This is a genomic window from Campylobacter concisus (assembly GCF_902460705.1).
GTDB lineage: Bacteria > Campylobacterota > Campylobacteria > Campylobacterales > Campylobacteraceae > Campylobacter_A > Campylobacter_A concisus_Z.
This window is the reverse complement of the sequence record NZ_CABPUP010000001.1, coordinates 118,394-132,598: the sequence shown is the minus strand read 5'-3', so window position 1 is coordinate 132,598 and position 14,205 is coordinate 118,394. Positions and strand designations below refer to the sequence as shown.

The 14,205-nt window shown below is 36.8% G+C and carries 6 protein-coding genes; 4 read left to right on the top strand and 2 right to left on the bottom strand.

Annotated elements, in window-relative coordinates; genetic code table 11:
- Positions 1–31: 31 nt before the first annotated feature.
- Together F3G75_RS00585 and pbpC are read right to left on the bottom strand one after the other, a co-directional pair.
- Entirely contained in the window at positions 32–5,152 is a 5,121-nt protein-coding gene (locus F3G75_RS00585) for an alpha-2-macroglobulin family protein (RefSeq protein ID WP_149716175.1), read from the bottom strand.
- A 1-nt stretch (position 5,153) separates the two neighbouring features.
- On the bottom strand, positions 5,154–7,322 hold the full coding sequence (gene pbpC / locus F3G75_RS00580) for a penicillin-binding protein 1C (protein ID WP_149716174.1): 2,169 nt from the start codon (positions 7,320–7,322) through the stop codon (positions 5,154–5,156).
- A gap of 65 nt (positions 7,323–7,387) precedes the next feature.
- On the opposite strand from pbpC, the gene F3G75_RS00575 reads away from it, so the two are divergent.
- The 4 genes from F3G75_RS00575 to F3G75_RS00560 are packed head-to-tail and all read left to right on the top strand — an operon-like array spanning position 7,388 to position 13,946.
- Positions 7,388–9,421 (top strand): ATP-dependent helicase, encoded by a 2,034-nt coding sequence (locus tag F3G75_RS00575; RefSeq protein ID WP_149716173.1) that lies wholly within the window; start codon positions 7,388–7,390, stop codon positions 9,419–9,421.
- A 54-nt stretch (positions 9,422–9,475) separates the two neighbouring features.
- Entirely contained in the window at positions 9,476–10,669 is a 1,194-nt protein-coding gene (locus F3G75_RS00570; RefSeq protein ID WP_149716172.1) for an efflux RND transporter periplasmic adaptor subunit, read from the top strand.
- A complete protein-coding gene (locus F3G75_RS00565; RefSeq protein ID WP_149716171.1) occupies positions 10,670–12,598 on the top strand; it encodes a MacB family efflux pump subunit in 1,929 nt (642 codons plus the stop codon). It begins immediately after the preceding gene.
- A 1-nt stretch (position 12,599) separates the two neighbouring features.
- Positions 12,600–13,946 carry a TolC family protein gene (locus F3G75_RS00560; RefSeq protein ID WP_149716170.1) on the top strand — a complete coding sequence of 449 codons (1,347 nt, stop codon included), beginning with the start codon at positions 12,600–12,602 and terminating at the stop codon, positions 13,944–13,946.
- The last annotated feature ends 259 nt before the right edge of the window (positions 13,947–14,205 follow it).

The following is a 14,205-nucleotide window of genomic DNA, read 5'->3' as shown; positions in this document are numbered from 1 at the left end:
GGGGCGTTTACCGCCCCTGAGTTTAAATAGTCTATTTGATGTTAAAGCTTCGCTGAGCTAGGTCGTAGTCGTTTTGCCTTTCGTTATACATATTTTCAGTTGTGACTGCCCCAAGCGAACATTTGCCGCCAAGTCTTACACGATAAGGTGTGTAAAGCACAGCCTCTCTCTTGTCACTATCTAATGTATAAAAACTTAAAACGCGATCATCTTTTATGCTCTGGTATTCAAGCTCAATGCTATCTTTAAGACTCTTATTAAAGCCACTTAAATTTTCATTTATTGGCTCAAAGCAGCTGCTTACGATCTCGTTTATTGCACCATTTTTAACCATAGCTTTAGAATTTATCACTATTTTTGAATAGACAACATCATTTACTCTTAGGCTATTTAGATCGATCTCTTTTCCTTTTTCGTCCACAAATGTTCGGTAGATATCAAGCTCTTTTGGCTCTATTTTATGCTTAATCTCAAGCGGCACATAAGCGTAGCTTAAAATAGTGGCATATAGCTTGTTTTCACCAAGTGGTGTGATGGTAAAATTTCCATCTTTTGCTGTAAATGATACGCTTAAAAGGCCATCAAATTCTTTACTTTCGCCATTGTAGCTAAGCTTAAATTTATTATTTTTCTCACCAACATCTTTGCCAAAGTAGGCATTTAGCGCTCTAAGGGTAAATGCACGCTCCTGCGTTGAGCTTAGCTCATTTAAATTTGTAATCAAGAAATTTGCAAGATCATCTGAGTAGTCGTTTTTCTCAAAATATTTTGCGTGTAGATACAAGATAAATGCATTGTCTCTCATCTTTGAGCCAAAGCTAGAATAATCCCTGCTGTAATCAGCTACCTGAGCTTTTTTGATATCTTTTAGCGCCACCTTTGCTTCGTCATTTAAGCCGTTTAGCTTTAGGGCTGCTGCCATTAGATATTTATTAAGTGCAGTCGTATTGTAAGCCTTGTGGTCATAAATTTTATTTAGCACTGATTTATCAGCAACATTTGCGCGGGAGCTTACATAAATAGCATATAGGGCTTCAATATCTGTATTTGTATATTTTAAGAGCGAATTTAATGCTCTTTGCTTTACATTTTTATTTAGCTCATATCCAGCCTCTTCAAGATCAAGCAGCACATCAGTTGCATAGATCGAAGCAAATGCATTAGTACTACTTAGATCGCTCCAGTAGCCAAAGCTACCATCTGGTTTTTGCATCTTAATTAGCTCGCTCATTCCGCTTGTAATAAATCTCTTTTGATCATTTTTTTCAAGCTCATCTTTTGGCTTTAAATTTAAAAGCGCAAGCAGTCTTGAGCTCCTTTGCTCCGCACATCCGTAAGGGTACTCGACTAAATTTTTAGAAGCTGCTAATAGCACGCTTGAGACCGAGCTTGACGCATCTATACTAACATTGTGAAAGCCTTTTGGAAGCGAGATCATGCTCTCTTTGTCAAAGACGCTACTTCTTGCATAGGTGCTAATCGTATAAGGATTAACTACATCAAGTAAATTTTGAGCTGTTTTTGAGCTGTTTTTGTCGCTTATTGTTATATTGTATTCGCCAGCTCCAGCTTCAAGAGCTGAAATTTTAAATGTAAAGGCTTTATTTTCAAGCGGCTTTAAATTCGCATTTTCTTTTGTTTTGATGCTTAAATTTTTACTGCTAGCCACTTTTATGGTTAAATTTTTATCCTCATTTGTTGTGTTTATGAGCCTTAAGTTTGCATTTAGCTCATCGCCTTTTAACAGATAAACTAACGCACTTGGCTTAATAATCACATCATCTTTTACTAAAATTTCTTTATTTACCGCGTTCATACTATTTTCATTATTTGCCACGACATCTACTCTAATGGCAGAGTTAAAGCCATTTGGTGTTTTAAACTCGTATGAAATTTCACCATTATCGTCAGCTTGAAGGCTTACTAAATTTGCATATGTTTTTACTTTTTTACTATCGACCGGGCTAGCATGTTTTGCCATTTTTGCCTCCATGGCAAGTGCCGCCATATCGCCACCAAAGCTTAAAGTTTTGCCCTCGACCTTATAGTTTGTGAGCATATTATAAATGTCATAGTCAAAGACGCCATCTGGTAAAATTTTGTCAAAAAATTTAAGTGGATCGGCTGGCTTTTGTGACGTTATATCAAGCACGCCAACATCTGTGATAAATAAATTTACATAAGCTTTTGGCTTTGTTTTTAGTGAAATTTTTATATTTTCATCGCTTTTTGCTGTATTTGGCGCATCAAGGCTTAGATCAAGTATCCTTGATGACTTATCGGCCTTAGCATAAACCTTACCGTAAGTCCTAAATGGAGTTAATCCACCGTCTGTCATGCGGTAGATATTTGCACTCACGTAAAGTCCGCTAAAATCAAAATCAAGTTTAAATTTCACATTTGCTGAGTTATTTTTTATCTTAACAACCTTGTAAGCTTTCACGCCACCATCTTCAAGTGTAACAAGAGCAATGCCTTCTTTTATAGCTGAGCTTATATCAGCACTTAGTTCATCGCCTTTTTTGTAGATATTTTTATTTAGTTTGATTTGAGATTTGCTAAGCTCTTTTGTAGGCGCTAGAGTTGAGTAGTTGTAGCCACTTACGTCCATATCAAGGCTTGTGCTTGCTCCACTTACTAGATTTGTAGCGATGATCACATATGAGCCACTTTGTGTAAATTTGTAGCTAAACTCGCCATTATCTTTATAAAAATTATCCACATCTTCTAGCGTTTGAAACCACTTTATATAGCCATTTGTATCTCTTTGGTATTGCCAAGTGACACGTTTTATATCAAATTTTAAATTTGATTTTACGGCCTTTTGACTTGACATATCTACTACAACCGTTCTTATTTTTACATCTTCGTTTGGCTCAGCAAATGTCGTACTTGCTGCGATACCGACCATATCCTTGTAAGGATAGAGCGTAAAGCTTTTTGTATCGCTTACGTTTTTGCCATCATCATTTACATTGAAATTTATAACGCCTGTTATGATAGAAGAGGCATTTTTAGTGCTAAAGCTAAGATCTATCATTTGGCTTGATTTACCATCTTTTGAAAGAGTGAGATCATTCTCAAAAGATGGATAAGCACTTGGTTTTAGCGTATTGTTTTTAAATTTATAATCTTTAAACTCGCTATTTTTATATTCATCATCAAAAAAGCTCACCTGCATGCTGCCATCAAGCTCGCTAGCAGCGCCACCAAAGAGATAGTTACTAGCTAGATTTGCTCTAATAAGCTCATTTGCGAAAAATTTATCCCTCTCAAGCGTTATCTCATTTTTTATCCTATTTGGCATAAAACTCTCAACAAAAAATGGCACATTTGAGATCACTTTGCTTGCGTAAATTACTTGCATATTAAATCTACCACTAAGATCACTTAGTATCTCTTTTTCAAAATTTACCATGCCAACGTCATTTGTATTTTTTGAAATTTCAGCGCTACTTTTACCTTGTGGATCGAAAAATTTTATCTTTACAGGCATATTTTTTAAAGGATTAAAATCTCTATCTCTTAGATAGATTGCACCCTTTAAACTCTCATTTGGTCTTATGATATTTGAAGCAAAATGAACATACGCATCGATGCTCTCACTGGTATTTTGGCTCATAAATTTCGCTTCATTTAGCGCTTCATCTTCTTTTAAAATAAGAAAATTTTGCTCTTTTCCAAGAGAGACAACTACTGAAGAGATATCTTTGTAAATATCTTTTTTGTTAAATTTAAAAACGCCTATATCATTTGTCGCACCAACTGCGATTTCTTCGTTCTTTTTGCCATAAATTTTCACATTTGCATTTGGCAGCATTGTATTTTCGCCAAGACGATTTGCAAATACAAAAATTTCATCCTTGCCAAGCTTTGCATTTACGGCGATATCACTTAGGTAGACTACTTTTGAGACGCTCTTATCCTTGCCGTAGTTTAAATTTATTTTATAAACGCCGTCTCCAGCTCCAGCAAAGTCAAGTTTGATTTTATTTAGTGAAATTTCATTTAATGCGCCATCAAGCCTATAGCTTTTGCTTGCTACTTTTGTGCTGAAGTTGCTTAACTCTTCGTTATTGTCATTAAAATTTAAGAAATATCTAAAATTTTGATCGCTTAGCTTTTCAATGCTTACATTTAACTCAGGCAAATTTGCACTTCTGATACCGATTTCACCGACACTTGAGATATATGGTTCATTATTTATAAAATTTGCAAACGGAGTGAAATTGCCAGCTACTACTTCATAGCTACTTTCTTCTCTTACTACATTTCTATCGTCGCCAAAACCGGGTTTAATGGTGATTTCATAACTATTTTGTGGCTTAAAATCGTCACTTGTAATATCAATGTAGTAATAATATTCGCTAAGTTCTGAGTTTTCTTCATAGTTGTCACTATATTTAACGTCACTAATGCTAAAGTTTTTTACACCTTTAATGTTTATAAATTTTTTTAAGTTAATGTCGCCATCAAGCCAATTTTTTAGATAAATTCTAAAGCCCAAGATGCCATTATCAAGGCTCACTGGATAAATTTCAGGTATCTCAAGACTCTTTGCATTATCATTTATATTTACGCTTTCTTCGCTTATTTCATCGGCAAAATTTACTATCGTTTCACCTGAAAGCGTTGCGCCAAATTTGCTCTCAAATTTTTCACCAAAATCAAAAACTGGATTGCTTAAATTTTTATCAAGATTAAGCTCAAAGCTATTGTTAGAAAGCTCAATTGCTTTAAATTTCGCATCTTTTACGGCAATATTTTTGATAGCTTCAATATTTACTTCATCATTAAATTTAAGTATATATTTACTATCGCTTATTTTTTCTATCTTTGTTAGCTCAAATTCTTTCGTGGCAAAACTAGCAGTGCTTCCATTTTCAAGCTTGCAGCTATAATCCAAACCAGCATGCATATCTTTTGTAAAAAGCAGCAAGCTTTGACTATTAAATCTAACCGTACCATTTAATGCTGGTTGGCACAAAAGTAGCTTTTTATCACTTAGCATACCAACAAAATTTTTATCGACTTTATCTTCTAGTCCAAACTCTACGCTTAGGGGCGATTTTATCTGCGCAGTGCCATTTAGGCTCAAAGCATATAAATTTGTCATTCCCAAAAGTGCTAGAAGTGCTACTTTTTGCCACATTTTATCTCCTTATTTTTATTGTTATTTCACTTTGATTTGAGTTTTGATCAAGGCATTTTATATTGTGCTCGCCAAGAGTTAGATCAAACTTTTTTTCGCTTGCATTTTCTATCTTAGAAAAGTTCAAATCATCTATTTTTAGGTAAATTTCATCGCCTAAAAACGCGTAGCATTTTACCATAACTTGTGTAATATTTTCATCTGTCACTATCTCTTCATTGTCATATGGGTAGGCAAAAACTGGCTTTTTATCTTTAAAAATTTCAGCACAAGGACTTTTTTGTATCTCTTCTTTATCCAAAAGCTCATTCTTAACCAAAAAATCAAGCTCTTCGCCTCTTAAGCTTTCGCACTTATCCTTTAAATCTACACCCTTTATCCTATCATCAAGCGCCATTTTCTTACACTTTTCATAGTTAAAGGCATCGAGGCAGGTTGGTAGCTTTTCTATGCCATCTGGCTCACTCATAAATCTTAACTTCTCTTTTTGAGCGATTATCTTAAACATATCAAAAAGACTCTTTGATACGTCATTTAGTCCTGTTAATTTATCAGTTTTGCTGGCATTAAAATTTCCAATCCAAATAGCAATTGTGTAATTTTCATCAACGCCTATGGCATAAAGATCACGTGAGTTTGCACTTGTGCCAGTTTTAAAAGCGATCTTTGGCGTATTTTGGGCGTACTGCCAAGCATTTTTTAGATATGATCTTGAGGCTTCGCTTAGCATTTTAGCGGTCAAATAGGCACTTTGAGGTGAAATGAGAGTTACATTTTTCTCTTCATTTTTGTAGTTTTTGCCAGCAAACTCAAGAGGCCTATAAATGCCGTCATTTGCATAAATAGTATAAAGATGAGCAAGATCAAGCAGGCTCATTTCAGCACTTCCAAGCGTTATAGAAGCTCCATAATACTCCTTATTTTCATCTACTAAATTTACCTTTTCAAGTAGTTCGTAAAGCGAATTGTCTTTTAGTTTTAAGTTTAAATTTATAACTGGGATATTTAGGCTGAAATTTAGAGCATCTTTTGCGCTTACGATACCTAAAAAATCATTACTAAAATTCTTTGGGGCATACTCTTTTATATAAATTTGCGTGTCTATTAACTGCGAATTTGGCGTTATAAGCCCGCTATCAAGCGCAAGTGAGTAGATAAAAGGCTTTAATGTGCTGCCGGTGTTTCGCTTCATATTTAGAGCTGAGTTTTTGCCATCACGCGCGCGCTCATCGTGCGAACCAATGAAGGCTACGACACTCATTTTTTTATTATCAATGACCACAGCTGCTGCGTTATTTGCATTTTTAGCCTTTAGCGAAAACATCGCATCCTTTAAAATTTTAAGCATATCTTTTTGCAAATTTAGATCCAAGCTAGCCTTTGAAATTTGGTTTTTAAAAGCGACATTTGCGTAGTCGCCTACGTTTACGACGGCTCTTATTCTTACATTTTTAAATGGCTCAGCCTGAGCTCTTTTAAACGCACTAAGATCGATCAATTTTGCTTTATAAAGCATCTTTATGACTCTGTTTTTTAGAGCATTTATATTTGAGACGCGGTCAAGTCTGTTTTTATTTGGATTTTTAGGGATCGTGCTTAAAAGTGCGGCCTGAGCGTAGCTAAGCTCGTTTAGCTCTTTTCCAAAATAAAAAAAGCTAGCCGCCTTTGCACCCTCGATATTTCCGCCATAAGGGGCTAAATTTAGATAAAAATTTAAAATTTCATCCTTGCTAAAGTGAAACTCAAGCTGAAATGCTCTAAAAATTTCTCTTATCTTGTTTTTATAGCTTCGCTCATCAGGCTCAAGCATCCTGGCTACTTGCATCGTGATAGTACTCGCGCCTATGCGGTTGTCGCTTCGTAGGTTGTGGAAAAATGCTCTAAAAATGGAGGCAAAATTTACGCCAAAATGGTAGTAAAAGTATCTATCCTCAAACAGCACGACGCTTTGTTTTAGCGAGTTTGGAAAATTTTGCTCGTGAAATCTCCAAATTCCATCACTACTAAGCTTCATATTTATAATGTTGCCATTTTTATCAAGCAAAATTTTGGCTTCATCTTTTTTTAATGCATCTAAATTTAGTGGGTAAATTTGATCCAGTATCAAAAAAATAGCAACCATTAGAGCCAAAAATAGGGCAAGAAATTTTAGAAATTTAAGCTTTTTCATTTGCGTGATTATAGCTGTTAAAGTTTAAGTAGCTATAATTAGGCCTTTTTAAAAAAGAGGAAGACATGCCCTTATCTAGGTTAAACAAAGAACAATACACCGCCGCAACTGCGCCATTTGGACACAATCTCATCATCGCTTCAGCTGGCACTGGCAAAACCAGTACCATTGTCGCACGCATCGCTCATTTACTAAATTTAGGCGTAAAACCAGAGAAAATTTTGCTGCTAACTTTCACTAATAAAGCAGCCAGCGAGATGATCGAGCGCTTAAATAGATATTTTGACAAATCAATCACCTCTAAAATCACCGCAGGCACCTTCCACTCGGTATCATTTTCGCTTCTAAAAAGCCTTGATAAAGGCGTCACGCTAAAGCAGCCAAGCGAGTTAAAGACGCTTTTAAAAAGTCTTGTTGAGAGGCGTAAATTTTACCACTTAAGCGACGTCAAGCCTTATGGCGGAGCCTATCTATATGATCTTTACTCGCTATTTCAAAACAGCGAGCAAGGCACCACCTTTGGCAAGTGGATAAGCGATAAGAGCGAAGAGCAGGGCGTTTATGCTGAAATTTATGAAGATGTTTTAGAGGAGTTTGAGGCCGAAAAGGCCAAATTTTCTTACGCTGACTTTAATGACCTTCTCATAAAAATGCGCGACGAGCTAAAAAAAGGGGCAAATTTGGCTTATGATGAAATTTTGATCGACGAGTATCAAGACACCAATACACTTCAAGGCAGCCTCATAGACGCATTTGCTACAAAGAGCCTATTTTGCGTAGGCGATTTTGATCAGAGTATTTACGCATTTAATGGCGCGAATATCGAGATCATTGGCTCATTTAAAGATCGCTTCCCAAACGCAAATATCTACGCTTTAAATGTAAATTACCGCTCAAGCTCAAGCATCCTAGCCCTTGCAAATAAGGTCATAAATAACAATCCAAGGCTTTATGAAAAGCACCTCACAGTTAGTCGCGAGGGAAATTTCAAGTCTCCAAGGCTACTTGTCTATAACGAGCTTTTTGATCAGTATCAAAATATCGCCGATATCATCTCTCTTTCGCCATTTAATAGAGAAAATATCGCCATAATTTTTAGAAATAACTCATCAGCTGATGGTATCGAGGTCGCGCTAAAAGAGCGAGGCATCGGCTCAAAGCGAAAGGGTGGGGTGAGTTTTTTTGAGAGTCGCGAGATCAAGGCACTCATCGACATCATGGGAATTTATGTCAATCCAAAAGATATAATGGCATTTATCCACATCTGCGAATACGCAAAGGGCGTTGGTAGCGCAGTTAGCAAAGAAATTTTTGACGCACTGCTTAAGCTTGGGCATGGAAATTTGATAAAAGGGATAGTTGAGCCAGATGAGAGTGTAAATATCTCATCAAATAAAAGGCGAAACTACCAGCTGGGACTTTTTGATGATCTTGACGAATTTGCCGAGATTTCAAGGTTTTCTAAGCTTGGCCTTAGCGATAAATTCCTAGGCCACCCTGTGTTAAAACTACAAAAGCTAAGCGAGAGTGGGGCGCAGTTTTTATATGAAATTTACAACTTTTTAAAGGGCATGAGAAATATCTCAAAGCCAGCCACAATGATAAATGAGATAAAAACTAGCAAAATTTACTCGTTAATCGTCGAAAACATCAGCACAAAAAGGGCAACTCTAAAAAATGGCAATGTCAATCTGGCACTTAAAGAAGAGGTCAAAGAGCGCATAATGGCAAAGAGCGTGGTGCTAAGCGAGCTAGCTAAAAAATATCAAGATATCAGTAAATTTTACAATTTCCTAGCCCTTGGTAGCAACGAGATGAGCGAAGGGCAGGGCGTTAGCCTACTTAGCGTGCATGCGAGCAAGGGGCTTGAGTTTGACCAAGTTTTCATAGTCGATCTCGCACAAAACCGCTTTCCAAATTTAAAGCTAATGAGCATGGGCGGCAGCTTAGAAGAAGAGAGACGGCTCTTTTACGTAGCCGTAACTCGTGCAAAAGACGAACTATACCTTAGCTACGCAAAATACGATAAGATAAAGAAGGTGACCTACCAACCAAGTAGGTTTTTGATAGAGGCTGGTATGGCAAAAGAGGAAGCTTAAAGAGAATTTTAATCTTATTAAGTAAAATTGACCAATTTTTTACAAAGAGAAGCAATGAAAAAATCTAAAATTTTAATAATCCTGCTTATTCTAGGCGTCGGTGGATATTTTATCTATGATAATTTTTTTAAGATAAAAGATGAAAAGGTGGAATTTATCACCAAAAAGGCAAAGAAAGGTTCATTTAGCAAAAAAGTCGATGCCACTGGAGAAATTTTCGCCACAGAGCTAGTTGATGTGGGTGCTCAGGTGAGCGGCCAGATAAAAAAGCTCTACGTTAAGCTTGGAGATCAGGTCAAAAAAGGCGATATGATCGCAAGTATCGATAGCTCGACCCAGCAAAATAACATCGATAATAAAGAGGCGCAACTAGCTATCTACAAAGCTCAACTTGAAAGTGCAAAAGTGGCTCTAAACATTGCAAAAACGCAGTTTGAAAGAGAAAATGCACTTTTTGCCAAAAACGCCACTTCAAAACAAGAATTTGAAAGCGCAAAAAATACTTATAGCGCAAATAGTGCCAAGATAAAGGAGCTCGAGGCTCAGATAAAGCAGACAAATATTGAGCTAAGTACGGCCAAGATAAATTTAGGCTACACAAAGATCACCGCTCCAAGAGATGGCATAATAGTAAGCGTACAGGTCGAAGAGGGACAGACTGTAAATGCTAATCAAACTACGCCAACTATCGTAAAGATCGCAGATCTTAGCTATGTTAAGATGAAGATGCAAATAGCTGAGGGCGACATCACAAAGATAAAGGTTGGCACACCAGTTGAATACTCGATACTCTCTGAGCCAACAAAAAAATTTCAAACGACGGTTAGCTCGATTGACCCTGGCTTAACGACATTAAGCGATGGTAGCTATGGTTCTAGCAGTAGTAGCAAATCCACAAGCTCAAGCACTTCAAGCAACTCAGCTGTTTATTATTACGCGCAAAGCATAGTTGAAAATAAAGATAAAATTTTAAGAATAGGTATGACAACACAAAATGAGCTTTTAATAGCAAATGTAAAGGACGCTATCATCGTACCAAGCATCGGCATCAAAAGAGATGAAAACGGCACATTTGTCTATATTTTAAAAGACGGCAAAGCTGTAAAAACATCGGTAAAAACTGGTATAAAAGACAACCTCGATACGCAAATAATTAGTGGCGTAAATGAGGGTGATGAGATCATCACATCACAAGGCTCAGCAAGCGAGATAGCCAAGATGATCGAAAAAGAAAATAAGAAGTTTTAAGTGATAAGTCTAAAAAATATCACAAAAAGCTTTAAGCTTGGCGATAATGAGATAGAAATTCTTCATGGCATAAATTTAGAGATAAAAAAGGGCGAATTTATAGCCATTATCGGTCAGTCTGGCTCTGGTAAATCAACTCTGATGAACATCCTTGGCTGCCTTGATAGCCCAAGTGGTGGGCAGTACCTGCTAGATGGCAAAGATATATCAAAATTTGATAGCGACGCACTTGCTAAGCTTAGACGAGATAAATTTGGCTTTATCTTTCAAAGATATAATCTGCTTAGCACAATGAATGCTCTTGAAAACGTCGCACTTCCTAGCATTTATGCAGGTGCAAATAAGAGCGACCGAGAAAAAAGAGGGATGGAGATTTTAGACTCACTTGGCCTTAGCGAAAAAGCAAAAAATTTACCAAATAAACTCTCAGGCGGACAACAGCAAAGGGTCTCCATAGCAAGGGCGCTGATGAATGGTGGCGAGATCATCTTGGCTGATGAGCCAACAGGCGCGCTTGATAGCAAAAGTGGTCTAAGAGTGATGGAAATTTTAGTTGATCTTTACAAAAAAGGTCACACCATCATCATCGTCACGCACGACCCAAAAATCGCAGAGTATGCGAGTAGGGTGATAGAGATAAAAGATGGCAACATCGTAAGTGATAATATAAAAAATAGTGAAATTTTTGAGGCCAAAAAGCAAACTCAGCCAGAAAAAAGTAAATTTACCTATTATAAAGATCAGCTAATTGAAAGCTTTAAAATGTCGGTAAATGCAATGCTAGCTCATAAATTAAGATCGCTTTTAACGATGCTTGGTATTATCATTGGCATCACGGCAGTCATTAGCGTCGTAGCTCTTGGCAAAGGCTCACAGGAGCAAATTTTAGCTGGCATCAGAAAAATCGGCACAAATACGATTGACATAATGCCAGGAAAAGGCTTTGGCGATATGCTCTCAGGTAGGGTAAAAACGCTCTCTATAAGTGACGCAAATATGCTCTCAAAACAGTCGTTTCTTGACTCAGTCACTCCAAACACAAGCACTTCAGGCGTACTAACATATGAAAATATCTCCTTAACAGCGACACTAAAGGGCGGTGGTGTAGGAAGCTTTGATGTAAATGGGTTAAAACTAGAAAAAGGAAGAATTTACGATGAGGACGAGGTTTTAAACTCAGATTCTGTCACATTAATAGATCAAAATACCAAAAACAGTATATTTAAAAACGAAGATCCTATTGGCAAGATCATACTTTTTAATAAAAAGCCACTTCGCATTATAGGCGTTTTGCAAAAAGATGAGTTTAAAGTCGGTGATGCTAGCTCACTTAAAATTTATGCTCCATATACGACCGTGATAAACAAGATAACGGGCGATAAATTTATTAGCTCAATAACCGTAAAAGTAAATGAAAGCGTAAATGCTCAAATCGCAGAAAAGAGCCTAACTGATCTTTTAACGATAAAACACGGCAAAAAAGACTTCTTTACAAGAAATTCTGATAGTATCAAGCAGACTATCGAAGAGACGATCTCAACCATGCGCCTTCTCATCTCAAGCATAGCCGTAGTTTCACTAGTAGTTGGTGGTATAGGCGTGATGAATATCATGCTAGTCTCAGTCACTGAGCGCACCAAAGAGATAGGCATCAAAATGGCGATCGGAGCTAGGCAGAGCAACATCTTGCAGCAGTTTTTGATAGAGGCGGTGCTACTTTGCTTAATTGGCGGAGCTATTGGTATAGCCTTTTCCTACGCTATTGGCTACATTTTCAACAACTTTTTAGATGGTTTTAGCATGATCTTTTCAAACGGCTCGATAGTACTTGCACTTGTCACGTCGATGGCCATTGGCATCATCTTTGGCTATATGCCTGCCAAAAATGCCTCAAAACTAAATCCAATAGATGCGCTTTCAAGGGAGTAATATGAAATTTCTAAGCTTAGCTTTAGTACTTGTTTTAAGCGGCTGCGCTGTTAAAAATATAGATGAAAACTACAAGCAAATTTTACTTGAAGATAACGCCAGTAGAGAGCTTGGTGTGGATACTTCTTGGTGGAAAGAGTATCATCAAAGCTACCTTGATGAGCTTGTAGAGCTTGCGCTTAAAAACAACACCGACCTTGCAAAAGCTGCGATAAATGTAAATAAAGCACTCGCTCAAGCTGGAATTTTGGAGGCAAATTTAATCCCAAGCTTTAACGCTGGCATTGAGGTATCAAGCAATAAAAATATAAAAGAGGGTGGTGCTTCTAGTAGAAGTTTTGGTTCAAGCATAGGGCTTAGCTACGAGCTTGACCTTTGGCAAAAGCTAGCAAATAGCAAAGATGCAGCGATGTTTGAAGCAAGGGCGACTAAATTTGATCTGGAAGCTAGCAAACTAAGCGCAATAAACTCCGTAGTAGACGTCTATTTTCAGATCTTATATCTAAATGAGAGTATAAAAACTTATGAGCAAATTTTAGAAATTTATAACAAGCTAAATGAGATAGTCGGGCTTAAATTTGAGCTTGGCAAAGAGGAAGCGTTAAGCCTAAAACAGATAAACTCGCAGCTTTTAAGCGCTCAAAATAAGATAGAAAGTGCCAAAAAAGAGCTAGTGAGCGCTAAAAAAACGCTTAGGATTTTGCTAAATGAGAGGCCAGAATTTGAGCTTAGATTTGAAGGCCTCACGCTAAGTCCCGTTAAAAGAGCGGGCGTTGATCTAAATGTTCCAACAAGCGCCATAGCAAACCGACCTGATCTAAGAGCAGCTATTTACCGCATAGAAGAGGGCATCTTAAACTACAAAGCGAGCCAAAAAGAGTTTTATCCAAGTATCACGCTAGGAGCAAGCCTCAAAAGTAGTTCAAACACAAAAGAGGGCGCATTTAGCCTTAAATTTCTAAATGGTAACATCGCTTTAAATTTACCATTTTTAAACTACTCTAAACTAAAATCAAATTTAAAAGTAAGTGAGGCAAATTTCGAGCTTGCAAAAATAAACTACATAAGCACTCTAAATAGCGCATTAAACGAAATAGACGTATTTTACAAAGGCTACTTAAACGACGAAGCACTACTTACAAACTACCAAGAGCAGATAAAAAACTACGAGGAAATTTCAAAAATTTACGAGCTAAAATACTCCTATGGCAAGGTCGAGCTAAAGCAGTTTTTAGAAGCCAAAAATAGCGAATTAGAAGCCAAAATAGGGCTATTAAAAGCAAAATACACGCTTTTACAAGACGAGCTAAATATCTACAAAGCCATGGCAGGCAAATTTAATAGGTAAATTATGGGCTTAGCTTGGAGTTATTAGACTAACGAGTGTAGCGCAGATCGTTATATGAGTATAAAACTAAAACAAGTAAAAAAGATAGGTTAGCTAAATTTTCTACCACAATCGCTTAAATTTTTAAACTACAACGAAATATGTTATTTTTGAAAATTATAAAATTTTAACTGATTTTTTACAAATGTTTTTACATCAAATTTAATGGATAAATTAAAATCATACAAAAGATAAAATCCAAAATAAGCCTATAAATCAA